The organism is Xanthomonas sp. NCPPB 1826, from assembly GCF_056725285.1.
On sequence record NZ_CM161521.1, the window covers coordinates 738,216 to 755,505 of the forward strand.

General features: G+C 64.8%; 13 protein-coding genes. 9 read left to right on the forward strand and 4 right to left on the reverse strand.

The window, feature by feature from the left end; translation table 11 throughout:
- Positions 1-262: 262 nt before the first annotated feature.
- The 4 genes from mdcB to AC1PLA_RS03225 all read left to right on the forward strand — a co-directional run bounded on the left by mdcB (position 263) and on the right by AC1PLA_RS03225 (position 4,416).
- The gene (gene mdcB, locus AC1PLA_RS03210; protein WP_481106150.1) at positions 263-1,075 is read left to right on the forward strand and encodes a triphosphoribosyl-dephospho-CoA synthase MdcB; all 813 of its coding nucleotides are present in this window, start codon (positions 263-265) and stop codon (positions 1,073-1,075) included.
- A gap of 178 nt (positions 1,076-1,253) precedes the next feature.
- On the forward strand, positions 1,254-2,174 hold the full coding sequence (mdcH, locus tag AC1PLA_RS03215; RefSeq protein ID WP_481105585.1) for a malonate decarboxylase subunit epsilon: 921 nt from the start codon (positions 1,254-1,256) through the stop codon (positions 2,172-2,174).
- Positions 2,175-2,261: 87 nt separating this feature from the next.
- Positions 2,262-3,617 (forward strand): SLC13 family permease, encoded by a 1,356-nt coding sequence (locus tag AC1PLA_RS03220; protein WP_039523211.1) that lies wholly within the window; start codon positions 2,262-2,264, stop codon positions 3,615-3,617.
- 79 nt (positions 3,618-3,696) lie between these two features.
- Positions 3,697-4,416: a GntR family transcriptional regulator gene (locus tag AC1PLA_RS03225; RefSeq protein ID WP_024937864.1), complete on the forward strand. Its 720-nt coding sequence runs from the start codon at positions 3,697-3,699 to the stop codon at positions 4,414-4,416.
- Between the two features lie 157 nt (positions 4,417-4,573).
- Here the strand turns inward: AC1PLA_RS03225 and AC1PLA_RS03230 are convergent, their stop codons facing one another.
- From AC1PLA_RS03230 to AC1PLA_RS03245, 4 genes are all read right to left on the reverse strand, one after another.
- Positions 4,574-5,197, reverse strand: a complete 624-nt coding sequence (locus tag AC1PLA_RS03230) for an HAD hydrolase-like protein (protein WP_481105586.1) — start codon at positions 5,195-5,197, stop codon at positions 4,574-4,576.
- Positions 5,198-5,437: 240 nt separating this feature from the next.
- The gene (locus tag AC1PLA_RS03235; RefSeq protein WP_104596965.1) at positions 5,438-5,857 is read right to left on the reverse strand and encodes an STAS domain-containing protein; all 420 of its coding nucleotides are present in this window, start codon (positions 5,855-5,857) and stop codon (positions 5,438-5,440) included.
- A complete protein-coding gene (locus tag AC1PLA_RS03240) occupies positions 5,854-6,285 on the reverse strand; it encodes an ATP-binding protein (protein ID WP_005923812.1) in 432 nt (143 codons plus the stop codon). The genes AC1PLA_RS03235 and AC1PLA_RS03240 overlap by 4 nt, the downstream gene beginning before the upstream one ends.
- Complete coding sequence (locus AC1PLA_RS03245; protein WP_202397483.1) at positions 6,285-8,234, reverse strand: SpoIIE family protein phosphatase; 1,950 nt, start codon at positions 8,232-8,234, stop codon at positions 6,285-6,287. Before AC1PLA_RS03245 ends, AC1PLA_RS03240 begins: the two co-directional genes overlap by 1 nt.
- Positions 8,235-8,531: 297 nt before the next feature.
- On the opposite strand from AC1PLA_RS03245, the gene AC1PLA_RS03250 reads away from it, so the two are divergent.
- The 5 genes from AC1PLA_RS03250 to AC1PLA_RS03270 all read left to right on the forward strand — a co-directional run bounded on the left by AC1PLA_RS03250 (position 8,532) and on the right by AC1PLA_RS03270 (position 17,126).
- Positions 8,532-9,131, forward strand: coding sequence for a hypothetical protein (locus AC1PLA_RS03250; protein WP_065048411.1), 600 nt, complete (start codon positions 8,532-8,534; stop codon positions 9,129-9,131).
- Positions 9,128-10,450 carry an XVIPCD domain-containing protein gene (locus AC1PLA_RS03255; RefSeq protein ID WP_349779725.1) on the forward strand — a complete coding sequence of 441 codons (1,323 nt, stop codon included), beginning with the start codon at positions 9,128-9,130 and terminating at the stop codon, positions 10,448-10,450. Before AC1PLA_RS03250 ends, AC1PLA_RS03255 begins: the two co-directional genes overlap by 4 nt.
- 968 nt (positions 10,451-11,418) lie before the next feature.
- Positions 11,419-12,420: an arabinogalactan endo-1,4-beta-galactosidase gene (locus tag AC1PLA_RS03260; RefSeq protein ID WP_104571011.1), complete on the forward strand. Its 1,002-nt coding sequence runs from the start codon at positions 11,419-11,421 to the stop codon at positions 12,418-12,420.
- Between the two features lie 405 nt (positions 12,421-12,825).
- Positions 12,826-15,513: a pyruvate dehydrogenase (acetyl-transferring), homodimeric type gene (aceE, locus tag AC1PLA_RS03265; RefSeq protein WP_481105587.1), complete on the forward strand. Its 2,688-nt coding sequence runs from the start codon at positions 12,826-12,828 to the stop codon at positions 15,511-15,513.
- An 80-nt stretch (positions 15,514-15,593) separates the two neighbouring features.
- On the forward strand, positions 15,594-17,126 hold the full coding sequence (locus AC1PLA_RS03270; RefSeq protein ID WP_481105588.1) for a P-loop NTPase family protein: 1,533 nt from the start codon (positions 15,594-15,596) through the stop codon (positions 17,124-17,126).
- Positions 17,127-17,290: the final 164 nt, after the last annotated feature.

A 17,290-nucleotide genomic window follows, 5' to 3' on the forward strand; every position in this document is an offset into this window, starting at 1 on the left:
CGCACCATCCCTGGTTGATGCGGTCAGCCAATCGACGCGCCTGATTCGTGCCGATCGCCAATCGACGCTCGCCCCGACACCGGCAGCGGCGCCGGCAGCACCGCACGACGTACCGCCGCAGCCGCTACTGCGCCTCGCGCTCGAAGGCGCTGGTTCGAACCGCGTGCATGCGCCATCGCGCACTGCGCGCACGCATGGCGAGCTGCAAGACAGTGCAGCCCGACAAGACGCATCGCATCCTGAAGCCGGCACTGCCAGCGCGCTGGCGCATCGGCTGGGGCGGCTGGCGGTCGCCGCCCTGCATGCAGAACTTGGCTGCGCGCCCAAACCCGGCCTGGTCACGCCGTTCGACAGCGGCAGCCATGCCGATATGGACGCGTCGACATTCCTGCGCAGCCTGTTCGCCCTGCGCGGCTACTTCGTCGCGATTGCACAGGCCGGTATCGACAACGCGCCGTTCGAGCAATTGCGCCAGCTCGGCATCGCGGCCGAAGCGGCGATGCTGCGCGCCACCGGCGGCATCAACACCCACCGCGGTGCGATCTTCAGCCTGGGCCTGCTCACTGCGCAGGCGGCGCGCTTGCGTGCCGTGCATGGGCATGTCCCTACCGGCGAAGCAGTCTGCAGCGCGGTAAAAGAGTGGCGCGATGCGCTGCGGGCCGCGCCGCTGGATCCATGCAGCAATGGCCAGCGCGTGCGCGCGGCGTTCCGGATCAGTGGCGTGCGCGAACAGGCCGCAGCAGGGTATCCATTGCTGCGCGAGATCGCACTGCCGTCTCTGCGTAGCGCACTGCGCAGCGGCGCCACGCGCGAGGCCGCACTGGCGCAGACCTTGATGCACCTGGTTGCCGAGGTCGACGATCTCAACCTGCTGCACCGCGGCGGGCAAGACGGGCTGGCTTACGCAAAGGTGCAGGCGCATGCGTTTCTGGACGATGGCGGCATCACACATCCGCAGTGGTGCGCGTGCCTGCACGCGATCGGCGCGCAATTTGTTGAGCGCCGCTTGAGCCCGGGCGGCAGTGCCGATCTGCTGGCCTGTGCCTGGTTCCTGCACTGTCAGGAGACGGCATGAGCCTGTGTCGACCACTGGCACCTGCGAAGGCAACGTCCATCCAGGCGTGTGGCGGCGCGGCCCTTCGCACTGTCTCAGTGAACGGCGTGCTTGTCCTGGTCACGGAACAAAATGCCCACAGTGCGAATGAAGGCGACGCTCGCACAAGGCACAGCATGTTCTGCAAGCAGGCCACCGCATGAGCCTGGCCGTGCTCTGTCCCGGCCAGGGTGGGCAGCACGCCGCGATGTTCGCGCGGGTTGCCGATGCGCCTGCCGCGGCCGAGGTAATCGCTGCCGCGAGCGAGCTGCTTGGCGCCTCGGCGCAAACGCTGGCCGCTGACAACTCCCGCTACACCAATGCCATCGCACAGCCGCTGGTCTGCGCCGGCACGCTGGCGCACTGGCAGGTGCTGCGTGCGCAGCTGCCCACGCCGGTGTTGGTGCTGGGCTACAGCGTCGGCGAGCTGGCCGCGCATGCGGTTGCCGGCAGCATGGAGATCGCCACCTGCTTGCAGCTGGCCGCCACCCGCGCGCGCCTGATGGACGCGGCCAGCCCGGACCATGCCGGCTTGATGGCGGTGCTCGGCCTGCCGCTGCGCACGCTGGAGGCGCTGTGCCAGACGCACGGCGCGGCCATCGCCATCGTCAATGGCGACGACCACGCCGTGCTCGGTGGCCCGCAGTCTGCACTGCAGGCACTGGGCGATGCAGCGCAGGCGCAGGGCGCACGCGTCACGCCATTGCCGGTGAGCGTGCCGGCGCATACGCCGTGGTTGCGGGCGGCCACCGACGCCTTCGCCGTCGAATTGAACAATGCGGCCGTGCAGGCGCCCAGGCTGCGTGTGCTGGCCGGCATCGATGCGCGTGCCGTCACCACGCAGGCCCTGGTGGTGGACACGCTGGCCGCACAGATCGCCCAGACCGTGCGCTGGTCCGAGGTGCTGGTGCAGGCTGCCGAACGCGGCGCGCGGGTGTTTCTCGAACTGGGACCCGGCAGCGCATTGGCGCGCATGGCGCGCGAGCGCGTGCCGGGCTGCGAAGCGCGATCGGTCGACGAATTTCAGAGCACCCACGGGGTGGTCGAGTGGGTCAACGCCGCATGCGAGCGCGCGGCATGACGATTGAGCAGGTGCTGCACACGGCGTGACCCTTGGGTGGCGGGTGGCCATCCGTGCTGTACGCGTATCAGGTGTCTGGGAGGGCGCATGACCCCGCAAATTGCAACGATTCTTGGCTTGGTGATCATGTTCATCGTCGCCACCGCATTGCCCATCAACATGGGCGCGGTGGCCTTCGCGCTGGCCTTCATCATCGGTGGCGTGTGGGTGGGGCTGGACGGCAAGGAGGTGCTGGCCGGCTTTCCGGGCGACCTGTTCCTGACCCTGGTCGGCATCACCTATCTGTTCGCCATCGCGCAGAAGAACGGCACCATCGATCTGCTGGTGCACTGGGCGGTGCGTGCGGTGCGCGGGCGCATCGTCGCCATTCCCTGGGTGATGTTCGTCATCACCGGCCTGCTCACCGCCTTCGGTGCGCTCGGGCCGGCGGCGGTAGCCATCATCGGCCCGGTGGCGCTGCGCTTTGCCAAGCAGTACCGCATCAATCCCTTGATGATGGGCCTGCTGGTGATCCATGGCGCGCAGGGCGGCGGCTTTTCGCCGATCAGCGTGTATGGCGGCATCACCAACAAGGTAGTGGAAAAGGCCGGGCTGGATGTCACCGAGATGGCGGTGTTCCTCACCAGCCTGGGCTTCAACCTGATGATGGCGATCATCTGCTTCTGCGCCTTCGGCGGGCTCAAGCTGATGCGTCGGCAGGAGGTCTCGCTGGCCGATGCGCAGTATGTGGCGGTGGCCGACGACCAGGCCTCCAAGCGCCCGTTCGCGATCGAAGGGCATGGTTCGCTAGTGGCCGCCGGTGGCGGCACCCTGTCGACCAATCCGCTGGCGCTGGAGGCGGTCGCCATCACGCGCGATCGGGTGATCACGCTGGTCGGCCTGCTCGGTCTGGGCGTCGCCGCGCTGGTCTACAACCTCAACGTCGGCCTGGTCTCGATCACCGTGGCGGTGGCGCTGGCGCTGATCTCGCCCAGCGCGCAGAAGGGCGCGGTGGACGGCATCAGCTGGTCCACGGTGCTGTTGATCAGCGGCGTGGTCACCTATGTGGCGGTGCTGGAAAAAGCCGGCGCGGTGGACTACATCGGCACCGGCGTGTCGCATATCGGCATGCCGCTGCTGGGGGCGCTGCTGGTCTGCTATGTCGGCGGCATCGTCTCCGCATTCGCCTCGTCGGCGGCGGTGCTGGGCGCCACCATTCCGCTGGCGGTGCCGTTCCTGATGCAGGGCCAGCTCGGTGCGGCCGGGGTGATCTGCGCGCTGGCGGTGTCGTCCACCATCGTCGATGTCAGCCCGTTCTCCACCAATGGTGCGTTGGTGGTGGCCTCGGCCGCCAAGGAAGAACGCGACGCGCTGTTCCGCCGCTTCCTGGTCTACAGCGGGCTGGTGGTGTTGCTGGGGCCGCTGGTGGCCTGGCTGCTGTTCGTGGTGCCGGGCTGGCTGTGATCCGGCCCGCGTCCGGCAGGGTATTGGGGCGCCCCGGTAGAATGGGCGCCCCCACGCCAGCATCGACGACCCGCCTGCCATGACCCTCGCCCCTGATTCGCGCAACGCCAAGAAGCGCGTACCGCTGTACGAGGAAGTGGCCGAGCGCCTGCGCCAGAAGATCTACGACTACGCGCTGCCGCCGGGCGAATGGATCGACGAGCCGGCGCTGGCCGAGGAACTCGGCATCAGCCGCACCCCGCTGCGCGAGAGCCTCAAGCTGCTCGCCGCCGAAGGCCTGGTGCAGCTGGACGCCGGCCGCGGCAGCCGGGTCACGCGGCTGACGCTGGAAGACCTCAATCAGTTGTTCCCGGTGATGGCGATGCTGGAAGGCCGCTGCGCACACGATGCGGTCAAGCGCATCGACGCGGCCGGCGTGCAACGCCTGGAAGAGCTGCACGCGGCAATGGAAGCCGCCGCCACCGCTGGCGACCTGGCCGAGTACTACCGCAACAATTATCTGATCCACGAGACCGTGCAGCAGTACGCCGGTAATCCGTGGTTGATCCGGGTCACCCACGATCTGCACCGCATCCTCAAGATGCACCGCGGCCGGCAGCTGTTGACGCCCGGGCGCATGGCGCAGTCGCTGGCCGAGCACCGCGAGCTGATGGCCTGCGTACGCCGCGGCGACGCCGAAGGCGCAGAGCGCACGATGCACGGCCATCTGCTGAGCCAGGGCCAGGCCTTGGCGGCGTATGTGGCAGCGGGCGGCATGTTGAACGTGCCGGCGCCATTACCGAGGGTGGGTGGGGTCTAGCAGTCGGCGCTGTCCGGGCGGATCACCCCGCGCACCGAGATCGCACATCCCTTGTCCCATCGGAAGAAGGTGCCCGAAGGGCGGGTGAGGGTACGTGCGCACGCAGCACCGGGAAGCTTCTCGCTCTGGCGAATCCCCGATCTCCAATCCCCGCCGCCTACTCCCCGCCCAACGCAAGCAAGTCATCCACGCGTTCGATCAACAGCGCCCCAGCCAAGCCGGCAAACACGTCCGGATGCGCATAGCCCCAGGTCACCGCGGCAAACGGCAGTCCCACCGCTTGCGCCGCCTCCCAGTCGGCGACCTGGTCGCCCACGTACACCGCCTGCGCTGCGGTATGCCCGGTGCTGCGCAACACGCGACGCAAGGCGCGCTGTTTGCCCAGCAGATGCGCACCGCCGTCGATCACTGCGAACTTCGCGCTCAGCTCCTCGCCCAGCGCGCGCTGCACATTTTCCACCGAGTTGGACGACACCAGGGCCAGGCAGGTGCCGCGGGCGTTCAGGGTCTGCAGCACCCCGGCAATGCCGTCGAACAAGGCCATCGGCGGGGCAGCACGCATCAGGCGGATGAAGTCGGCAGCCACCAGCGGGATGCGCCAGCTGCTCAGGCCCGATTGCTTGAGCAGTTGGCGGGTGCTCAGGCGGCGTGCGGCGTCCACCTCATGCGCCTGCGCGGCGCGGAAGCCGTGCCGCTCGGCCAGTACGCGCTGCGTGCTCAGAAAGAAACCGAACGAGTCGGCCAGGGTGCCGTCGAAATCGAAGATGATCAGCTTGGGCATCGCAATGCAGGGATCAGGGCGTCATAGCCTAACCATTGCTGCACACGCGCCGTCCGCAGACATGCCCACCGATGTGCGCACAGGCGAGGCGACACCGCAAAGCGGTCGGCACAACCACTGCAATCATCGCCAGACGGCGCGCGTCCGATGCCGGGGTCGGGATGTACCACGGGTATCCTTCTGCCAAGCGCGCCGCCTACATCCAGCCGGCGTTGGTTCGCGGTGCGGCGCTGGCCGCACTCAGGCCTCGGCGAAATGCGGCACGATCGGCGTATCGCCTTGCGCATGCTGTTCGATGACCTTGCGCTGCATCGCCGCCAGGTAGGCATCCAGTTCTTCGGTGGAGGCGAAGACATCGCTCAGCGGCACTGCCTTGACCATGTCGAAGACCTTGCGGATCTGCGGCTGCGGGTTGGTCACCAGCACCTTGCCCTGGTGCGTGGCCAGTGCCTTGCGCGCCTTGAAGATGCAGCGGATGCCGGCGCTGGAGATGTATTCCAGCGCGGTCAGGTCCAGTACCAGCGTGGTGATCAGGGTGCCCAGCAGCGGCGACAGCGCCGCGTCCAGATCCTGGTAGGTGTGGGTGTCCAGGCGCCCGGTCAGGATGACGCGTTGACGGGTGTCCTGCGGCGGGTCGATCTGAATGGCGAGCGTGGTCATGACAGGGCCTCGGGGACGGGGGCGTACGGGTGGAGCAGGGTGACGCGCACCACGTTGTATGCACCATCGCGGCGGTAGTCGATGTGATCGGCGAACTGATGCACCAGGAACAGCCCCAGCCCACCGATCGCGCGCTCGTCGAGCTCGGCACTCAGGTCCGGCATCGCGGCGGTGGTGGGGTCGAACGCACTGCCGGGGTCGTGCATCTCCAGCACCAGCGCCTGCGGGTCCAGCTGCAGTTGCAGGCGCAGCGGCTGCTCGGCGCACTGGCCGTGGGTGAGCGCATTGCAGCCGAGCTCTTCCACGATCAGCCGCACCTGGCCGATGCGCTCGGCGTGCAGGCCTTCCAGCGTGAGCGAGTGTTCCAGCGCGTCGTTGGCGCCGGCCAGCTGGGCCAGCGAGGGCGCGATGGCCAGGTCGAGCTTCATCAGGTCGTTGCCTTTCCGGGTGCGTCCCGGCCAGCGTCTGCGACCCGCCCAGCATGCTCCTGGCGCAGCCGGATCGCCAGCAGGGTGATGTCGTCGTACGGGTCGGCCTGGCCGGTGAAGTGGGCGATGTTGGCGATCACCGCCTTGCACTGCGCCGCCGCGCTGCGGCGTGGCCGCAAGGCGCCGAGCAGGCGCTCCAGCCCGTAGCTGGCGCCCTGCTCGTCCATCGCCTCGGTCACCCCGTCGGTATAGCCCAGCAGCGTCTGCCCGGCGCTCATGCGGCCCTGCAGCACCGGGTAGGCCACCTGCGGCTCGATCCCCAGCGGGGCGCCGGTGTCCAGCGGCAACGGCCGCGCGCTGCCGTCGATGTCGATCAGCACCGGCGGCTCGTGGCCGGCACTGGCCAGCCAGTAGTCGCCGCTCACCACGTTGATCACCCCGCACAGTACCGTGGCGAACATGCAGGTGTCGTTGTTTTCGGCCAGCCGCGTGGAGGCGGCGATCAGGATGCTGTCCGGGCGCGTATGCCGGCGCGCGGCGATTTCCAGCACGCTCACCGCGCGCGCCATGAACAGGGCGGCCGGCACGCCCTTGTCGGACACATCGCCCACCACAAACCACAGCAGCCCCGGCTCGGTCTCGACGAAGTGGTAGAAGTCGCCGCCTACCGCCTTGGCCGGCTCCAGCCAGGCGCAGGTTTCCAGATGCGAACTGGCACGGTCGAAGGTGCGCCCGGAGGGCAGCATCGCCTGCTGGATCTCGCGCGCAATCTGCAGCTCGCTGTGCATGCGCTCGCGCGCGGCGGTCATCTCGCCGATCTGCGCGATGTGGTCGCGGATTGCATCGCGCGCGCTGTCGAACGCACGCGCCATCACGCCCACCTCGTCGCGGCGTTCGATGTGCTGCAGCGGGTATGCGAATTCGCCACGGCGAAAGTGCTCGGCGGTATCGGTCAATTCCTCGATCGGGCGCGTCAGCTTGCGCGTGATCCGCCCCATCAGCCACCACCACACCACCGCGCCCAGCAACGCCGCCAGCGCCACCCACGCGGCCAGCCAGTTCAGGCCCGCCAGCACATAGCCTTCCGAGGCGGACAGCACGAAGGTCCAGCCGCTGCGCCCCACCGCCGCGCTATGGGTCAAAAAGCGCTCGCCATCCGGCGCGGTGTGCGCAAACGAGATCGGCTGGCCCGCCGCCACCGCGCGCTGCAACGGCAGCAGGTCGGGCCGCGAATGCGCCACGTAACGCTCCAGCGTGTAACGCAGGTTGAGCGCCGGGTCGGGGCTGAACACCAGCATGCCTTCGGGCGACAGCAGCATCGGCTGGATGCCGATGTCGCGCGGCAGCTGGTCGATGATCTCGCGCAGGTGCTGCAGCGGCAGGTCCACGCTGACCATGCCCACCGGCGCGGCATCCACCGCATCGCCCGGCCGGCGCAACGGCAGGTTGTAGCTGGTGTACAGCGCGTTGCCGCCATTGGCGTTGAGGTACGGCTCCGACCACCACGCGCGTCCTTCGCGCTGGGTGCGCAGATACCACGGCATCGCGCGGTAGTCGTAGCCCAGGTCCTGCACCGATTTCTCCAGCACGCGCGTGCCGTCGCGATGCACGTACCAGACAAACCCGGTGTCGCGCGCCTTCTGCGTGCGCGGCTCGATGATCAACCGCGCCGCCCCGATATCCGGGTCGCCACTGAGCGTGGCCAGCAGCAGCGCGCGTAGGTTGAACGGCTGCAGCCCCACCGCGCTGCTGCTGGCCGCCAGCGTGCGGCCGCTCACCTGCACCGAGTCCAGCATCGCCGCCAGGCTACGTGCGGTCTGCTCGGTCAGGCCATCCACCTCGGTGCGCGCCGCCTCCACCAGCTCGGCGCGTGCGCCCAGGTAGAACACCGTGCCCAGCAACGCCAGCAACACCACCAGCACCGCGGTGGCGGCCAGCAACACGCGCATGCGCAGGCTGTGCCGCCAGTGCACCCGCGGGGTGACGGCCACGCTGTCGGCTGGCGATGTGGGACCCGTGGCGATGGCGCGCTTCCGTGGCGGCGGATGGCCCCGATCATGGCAGTTTTGCGGCCGCCGGCAACCGGCTCACGGCCGCCTCATCCTCAGCTGCCGTAAATTGACCCCAGCGGGTCAAGCAAACTAGATTGACTCCCCCTATCGCCATGGAGGCCGGCCTTGCGCCAGATTCTGACCCCGAGCCTGCTGGCCCTTTTTCTTACGGCCTGTAACGCCCCGGAGACCAGCATGACCCAGACCCAATCCCCCGCAACCGAGGCCGCCGCAGTAGCCGACGTCGAGGCCGGTGGCCGCGGCCTTGCCAAGTTGAATCCCAACCCGCGCAAGGCCTACGAGGTCACGCTGACGCTGGACAAGGCGCCCGGCGCCTTCGGCCTGGTGCAGGGCGCGGCGCAGTACGACGTCAGCAACGAAGCCGAATGCGGCAAGATCCAGCCCGAAACCGGCACCGCCGGGCGCATCACCAGCCAGGAAGACTTCGCACTCAAGAAGATCTCCGACACCGAGTACCGCGGCACCGTCTACCTGGACCTGATGCAGGACGAGGACTATTACGGTCGCGGCGTCTGCCACTGGGAATTCAGCGGTGCCAGCGTGCTGCTGAAGGCCACCGGTGCAGAGGAAGAGACCCGCTTCCTGTCGTTTATCGAAGGCAAGACGGTGACTGCGCAGCAGCCACAGACGAAGTACTACTGGAAGGAAGGGTATCCGCGCTCGGAGTCCAAGAGCTTTCCGGACACCGGTGAGCTGAGCCCGGACAAGTTCAAGCCGGAGATCCGCGACAATCTCTTCACCATCACATTGGCTGCCAAGGAAGTTGCGCCATGACCGTCCCATCGCAGCACTACGCCGACTTGTCCGAGGATACGTATAAGAATCACGCGGTTGGACGGCGTGCGCCGGGTCATGAGGAATTGGTTCCGGTCGGAAACGAGAAGTACGCCATCCTGGAGCATGTCGACAACAAGGCTACCGGCTATCAGGGCACGATCTATCGCCGTGAAAGCACTGGTGAGATCGTTGTCGCGCATCGCGGCACCGAGGGCAAGATCGATGACATCCTGACCGATGCATCAATGGTGCGCAGCCGTCACAACCCGCAAGCCGACGATGCGCTGGCGCTGACCAAGCATGCACTTGACTACGCAAAGGACTACGGCAACCGGACCGGGCATCAACCGGAAGTGACGATGACGGGTCATTCGCTCGGTGGTGCGCTCGCGCAGATCTCCGCACATCACTACGACCTCAAGGGCGAGACCTTCAATTCGTATGGTGCGGCCAGCCTGTCCTATCGGATCCCGGAAGGCGGTAACAACATGGTGAACCATGTGATGGCATCCGACCCGGTGAGTGCAGCGTCGCCGCATTTCGGCCAGGTGCGCATCTACGCAAGGCCGGATGAGATTAGTACGCTCGGTCACGCCGGTTACAGCAATAGCAGAGCGAACTTTCTGATTCCGGATTCTCCGGTTCTCGCTGCAGGAACCTCGTTAGGCGCGCACAAACTCGACAATTTCTTGAAGGAAGGTTCCGTCCTCAGCGATCCAGGTGCGCGCACGCTTGCGGAAACGAACAAGCGCATGATCAACGAGTACCGCACCGATCTGGATCAGATCCGCGCCGGCATCACCGTCATCAGCCGCAGCGGTCGTGGCCTCGGCCAGGACGCCATCGACGCCATCCGCGGCCCGCTCGCTCCGGGCGAGCCTGCCAGGCGCGATGCACGCGAGCACGGTAACGAGCACACCTCGCTGCGTATCGATCAGCCGGGGCATGTGGGCAACGCCTTGTTCCAGGACGCGCAGCGTGGCGTGCACGCACAGGACGCACGTGCAGGGCGCGCGCCCGACCAGCAGAGCGCCCAGTTGTCCGGCTCGCTCGCCTCGGAAATGCACGCCGCCGGTGGCCAGCGCATCGACGCAGTGATGATGAGCCCCGATGCCGCACGCACCTTCGCCGTGCAGGGCCGCGTGGATGACCCCGCGCAGCTGCGTGTCAGCGTGGAGACCATGACCGCGATGAACACCCCGCTGGAGCAGAGCAGCCAGCGCGTGGCCGACAATGCCGCACGCCAGTCGCTGGCGCTGGAGCAGCAGCAAACCCAGACCCAGCAGCAACAGCAGGGCGCACGCGCGCTGGGCTGAGTGCGCTCATGCATGCATGGGCGCGAAGCGGCCGACAAAACGGCTGCGCAGCCGTCAGGTGGGCGCAGCCGTTGTCCGGAATCGGCGTGGACCAATCGTTCACTGCAGTGCCGGGCGCGCCAGCCGCACCATCTGACGGCCGCTCCCTACGCGCTGGGAGTCGCGCTTGATGCGGTGACTGCGTCCGACCCGCAGGGCTGACGCGGCGACGCTTCGATCCGCTAACTGCCGCCATCGCGTGGTGTACAGAAAAACGTCGGCTTGCCCGGCGTTTTTCGTTTCGGTCGCTGCCCATCCATGGACGCGAGCGTGTCGAGTACGCCGAGCGGTCAGGGCAGCTGGAAGCCGGGCGGTCTTCACCCGTCGGGCTGCTGCGGTCGAGCTGGAATCGCAGCTTGCCGCGTAGCGCCGGTGACGGTGATCGAGCCGGGGTGGTCGTTCCAGAATCAGCTGTCAGCCACAGCCACAACCACAGTCACAGTCACAGTCACAGTCACAGCGCGCGGTGAGCGGTGAGCGGCGTACGTACGGCGAGGATGTGCGCTTCCAGCAACGCGCCCCGGTGCCGGGAAGTCGGCAGCACGTCGCCGCACCGCATCGCATCGAGCCCAGGTCTGCTTGTGCTGCCATAACAGTCGACCACGCCTGTCACCTCAGCGACCGATCGCCAATCGCAGACCCGCTGCGCACTACCGCGCCGGTTTTCTGTTGCATCCGCACAACAATGCGCTGGCGAAAATATCGCCAGTTCGCTGGCGCAAGGCGTTTGCCGCCGCGAGATATGCCGCAACCACGCAGCAGCTATAGCGAGCGCGACCGCATTGCGCCGCCGTGCTGCAATCGCCACCGTTTCGCGGCGTGTCTGGCCGCTGCGGGCAGCGCCGCATCACCACAGGCACGCGGCGAGTTCAGGGGGATCAGGCAGGGCGCCATGTGGCGCGACATCCATCGATCAAGGGAGAGGGTTCATGCACGTTTTTCGCAAGGGGTACCACCGTTTGCTGCTGGTGCTGTTGCTGGGTGGCCTCAGCGCGGGCGCCGGTGCGCAGGGCATCGCCAAGGGCGCCGATGTCAGCTGGCTCAACCAGCAGGCCGCGGCCAACCCGCCGCAGGTGTTTCGCGATGCGGCCGGCAACACCACCGACTTCATCAAGCTGTTCAAGGATGTGGGCGGCAACGCCATCCGCCTACGCGTGTGGGTCAACCCGTCCGGCGGCTGGAACGATGGCCGCGACACCCTGGACAAGGCCAAGCGCGCCGCCGCGCAGGGCATGCGCATCATGATCGACTTCCACTACAGCGACAGCTGGGCCGACCCCGGCAAGCAGACCAAGCCAGCCGCCTGGGCGGGCCACTCCGTCGCCCAGCTCAATACCGATGTCTACAGCCACACCCAGGGCATCCTCAAATACCTCAAGGACAACGGCATCACCGTCAGCTGGGTGCAGGTGGGCAACGAGATCAACAGCGGCATGTTGTGGAACGAGGGCAAGACGCCCAACTTCGCCACGCTGGGCCAGTTCATCAATAGCGGCTACAACGCCACCAAGGCGGTGTACCCCAACGCCAAGGTCATCGTGCACCTGGCCAACGGCTACGACAACGCCAACTTCCGCTGGTTCTTCGACAACCTGCGCTCGGCCGGCGGCAAGTGGGACGTCATCGGCATGTCGCATTACCCGCCGGTCGGCAGCTGGCAGGACTACAACAGCCGCCTGGACACCAACATGCGCGACATGATCTCCCGCTACGGCAGCGACGTGATCGTGGCCGAGGTCGGCATGGACTGGCAGCAGGCCGCCACCACCCGCGCCATGCTCACCAACCTGCTCAACCGCAGCAGCGCCATCGGATCGCGCGTGCTCGGCATCTTCTACTGGGAGCCCAACGCCTACCCCGGCTGGCAGGGCTACACCATGGGCGCGGTCAACAACAACGGCCAGCTGACCGAAGCGCTACAAGCGTTCTGACCCCCCACCGTAGGAGCGCACCCGGGCGCGACGGGCTTCACCGGTAACGCCCCTCGCGCCCAGGTGCACTCCTACAGGGCGCCAGGCGCATCCCCCAGGCGTAGGAGCGCACCCGGGCGCGACCGGGCTTTGCCGGTAACGCCTTTCGCGCCCGGGTGCGCTCCTACGGGGTATGCGTGTCGGTCCATTCCGGCCGGTGGCCCTTATCCTTTGGTCGTATACCGGCAGCGCCCGCTGCACCGGATCGTCGTCCCAGCCGGCATCGGTACCCCACCCGCGCACGACACCGTCCCATTCCATACGCACCCGTAGCGAGGAATGGCAACAGGTGCGTGCGGTACACTTGGGGGTTCACGAATTCACGATGTCGACACACCCGCGGGGTGTGTCCCCCCGGGAGCGCTAATGAACTGGTTGAACGAAGTGCTGCACAACGATCCGAACCCGCTTGAGACGCAGGAGTGGCTCGAATCGATCAAGGCCGTCATCGACGTCGAAGGCCCGGAGCGCGCCCATCAGCTGCTGGAAGGCATGGTCGAACAGACCCGCCGCGCCGGCGCTTACCTGCCGTTCTCGCCCACCACCGAGTACGTCAACACCATCGCACCGGCCAACGAGGCCAAGAACCCTGGCGACTCCGCGCTGGAGTGGAAGATCCGCTCGATCATCCGCTGGAACGCCATGGCCACCGTCGTGCGGGCCAACCGCAAGCCGGGCGACCTGGGCGGCCACATCGCCTCGTTCGCCTCCAGCGCCACGCTGTACGACGTGGGCTTCAACCACTTCTGGCGCGCGCCCAGCGACCAGCACCCGGGCGATCTGCTGTTCATCCAGGGCCATAGCGCCCCGGGTGTCTACGCCCGCGCCTTCCTGGAAGGCCGCATCAGCGAAGCCCAGCTGGACAACTTCCGCATGGAAGTGGACGGCCAGGGCATCTCCTCCTACCCGCACCCGTGGCTGATGCCCGAGTTCTGGCAGACCCCCACCGTGTCGATGGGCCTGGGCCCGCTGGCCGCCATCTACCAGGCGCAGTTCATGCGCTACCTGGAAAACCGCGGCCTGATCGAGAAGTCCGACCGCAAGGTGTGGTGCTTCATCGGCGACGGCGAGTCGGACGAGCCGGAAACCCTCGGCGCCATTGCGCTGGCCGGCCGCGAAGGCCTGGACAACCTGATCTTCGTGGTCAACTGCAACCTGCAGCGCCTGGACGGCCCGGTGCGCGGCAACGGCAAGATCATCCAGGAACTGGAAGGCGTGTTCCGTGGCGGCGGCTGGAACGTCATCAAGCTGCTCTGGGGCGGCTACTGGGACGCCCTGCTGGCCAAGGACACCGACGGTGTGCTGCGCAAGCTGATGATGGAAACCGTCGACGGCGAATACCAGAACTGCAAGGCCTTCGGCGGCGCCTACACGCGCGCCAACTTCTTCGGCAAGTACCCGGAGACCGCGGCCATGGTCGCCGGCCTGTCCGACGACGACATCTGGCGCCTGAACCGTGGCGGCCACGACCCGCACAAGGTGTACGCCGCCTACCACCAGGCCGTGAACACCAAGGGCATGCCCACCGTGATCCTGGCCAAGACGGTCAAGGGCTACGGCATGGGCTCGGCCGGTGAGGCGCTCAACCCCACCCACCAGACCAAGAAGCTGGACGACGCGGCGGTCAAGCACTTCCGCGACCGCTTCAACATCCCGGTGACCGACGCCCAGCTGGAAGACGGCCAGGTGCCGTTCTACCACCCCGGCGAAGATTCCCCGGAAGTGCAGTACCTGAAAGAACGCCGCAACGTGCTGGGCGGCTTCCTGCCGTCGCGCCGTCCCAAGGCCAGCAAGTCGTTCGTCGCGCCCACGCTCGACAAGTTCGAGCGCCTGCTCAAGGACAGCGGCGAGCGCAGCTATTCCACCACCATGTCCTTCGTGCAGAGCCTCAACATCGCCCTGCGCGACAAGGAACTGGGCCCGCGCATCGTGCCGATCGTGGCCGATGAGGCGCGCACCTTCGGTATGGAAGGCATGTTCCGCCAGATCGGCATCTATGCCCCGTTCGGCCAGAAGTACAAGCCGGTCGATGCCGACCAGCTGATGTACTACCGCGAAGACCAGACCGGCCAGGTGCTGCAGCAGGGCATCAGCGAGCCGGGCGCCATCGCCTCGTGGATGGCCGCCGGCACCAGCTACTCGGTGTCCAACGTGCCGATGCTGCCGTTCTACATCTACTACTCCATGTTCGGCTTCCAGCGCGTGGGCGACATCGCCTGGCAGGCAGCGGACATGCGCACGCGTGGCTTCCTGCTCGGCGGCACCGCCGGCCGCACCACGCTCAATGGCGAAGGCCTGCAGCACGAAGACGGCTTCAGCCAGGTCATCGCCGGCTCCATCCCGAACGTGCGTAGCTACGACCCGACCTTCGGCTTCGAAGTCACCGTCATCATGCAGCACGGCATGAAGGCGATGATGGAAGACCAGATCGACGAGTACTACTACATCACCCTGATGAACGAGAACTACGCCCACCCCGGCATGCCGGACGGCGCAGCCGAGGGCATCATCAAGGGCATGTACCTGCTCAAGGACGCCGGCAAGCCCAAGAAGGGCGAGCTGCGCGTGCAGCTGCTGGGCAGCGGCACCATCCTGCGCGAGGCCATTGCCGCGGCCGAGCTGCTGGACAAGGATTTCGGCGTCACCGCCGACATCTGGTCCTGCCCCAGCCTCAACGAAGTGCGCCGCGACGGCTACGCCGTGGAACGCTGGAACCGCCTGCACCCGGAGGCCGAACAGCGCAAGCCCTACGTCACCCAGCTGCTGGAAGGCCGCCAGGGCCCGGCCATCGCCGCCACCGACTACGTGCGCGCCTTCGCCGACCAGATCCGCGCCTTTGTCCCGATGACCTACACCGTGCTCGGCACGGATGGGTTCGGTCGGTCGGACACGCGTGCCAACCTGCGCCGCTTCTTCGAAGTGGACCGCTACTACATCGCACACGCGGCGATTGCCGCACTGGCGAAGGACGGCAAGATGACGGGTAAGGATGTAGCCCGGGCGATCAAGCAGTACAAGATTGATCCTGAGAAGGCGAATCCTGTTGGGGTTTGATTTCGCTAAACGATGTGTAGAAGAGGCGGCTTCGGCCGTCTTTTCTTTGCTAAATCACAAAGAAGTTCCTGGAGATTTGCATGGGCGAGCTTATTCTTGAAACCTCTTTTGAGGAAATTCGTAGCCATTTCGAAGAAGGTATTGCTACCCAGAAATTTATCGAATTTGTAGAGCCTTTGCCTGATGTTGAAGTCCAAATAAGCGAAATTGCGGGCGCTCTGAAAAATTCTGGAAAGCTCGTCTTTTTACTTGGACGGCCAGGTCTAGGTAAATCAACTTTTATTCAATCTCTAAGCTGGAGGCCCTCGCTACGAGTTTCCGGCTTGCATCACATCCATGCCACCACGTTTACGTCTGATCTAAAGTTGGTCGGGCTATACGAAGAGCTAGTTCGAGTTGGTGATAAGGCTGAGATTGTTAAGGATAAGGGTCCCGCCTATGTTGTAATAAATTACTTGGAGAATCTAAGTGATTTTGAGCCTGAAGACATTAAAGGGTTTTTTAGGCGGCTGAATGGACTATTGCGAACTAAGCCCTTGCTGTTGATATGGCCAGTTACTCAGCGCAGTGACGTCGACGTTATGCGGGCCCACGCTGCAGATGTATCGGGGACGCTTTTTTACAGAACAAAAGAGGTTATTGAATTCAATGGCCCTTCTCAAGAGAAATTTGTAGACATATCGAAAAGAACAATTTCCGTGTTGAATGACGGAATGGAGCTTTCCGACTTTTCTCTTACAAATGATGATCTCGAAGAGGTTTTTACTGATTTCAAAAATCTCCCTGAAGTTCAAAGGACGTTGCGTGAATATCTGGAGATGCTTAAAGAAAGATGGAGAAAAACTACGGGGTATCAACAGCAAATTCGCGCTAAAATTCCCACCTCAACAGAGGTTTGGTTTATATTTTCTTATGAAGATGCTGAGTCTGTTGTTTCTCAGTTTGCCCGCCGGAGTCAACGAATTGAAGACAACTGGTCTGCAATTCACGATAAGTTGTTCGAATACGTTCATGGGAATAATCAACGAAGTGCGATTTGGACTGCAAAAAGGCTGCAAATCGCTCTCTACGGTGCGCTAAAAACGCGTATTTTGTTTCTGCCTACCAACACGCTTTTGTCGTGTGCCGCATCTTACTCCGAATCAGCTGCGATGAGTGCGATATTGAGTGCTGCACCTTTAACCTGGAAAGATAAAGGGGATGCCAAGCGCACTCTTTCAAGAACTCCGCTATACAAACAACTTAACGGTGAACTGTCACCGCAGGGCAAGCGCAAGGGTGGGCCTGCTGCACTTACAATGCAGCAAGCAGCTCCTCTTTTCACGTCTTTGATTAATTGGATGGTGGATGGTGGAGGCTCTGATAAAGTGGTAAACAAAGCTATTGCCAAGGCTCTCCAGGAGCTTTCTGGCTTCAAGGTTATGCCAGATCACCCGCATCCATGGATTCCCAATCTGATTCCCGATCTATTTATTGATCTTCCTCACAAGCAGATTTGTGTGGAATTTCACCACACAACAAAAAGTGAGCCAGGTGTTATTGCTGATTATGTATTGAAAAAGCTCAACATTTACATGAACCAGCTGGAACAGATGCTTGGAAAGAAGATCTAGTAGAAGGAATCACAATAATGGGGTCTACCAATAACGGGGTCAGGTTCTCCGGTATCCCCACGTTTTTACGGCACCAGCGTCATCTGCTCGCGCACTGCGTCGGGCAGTGTGTGCAAGCGTTCTATCCCGAGTAACGGGGTCAGGTTCGGGGTCAGAGTGGCGGG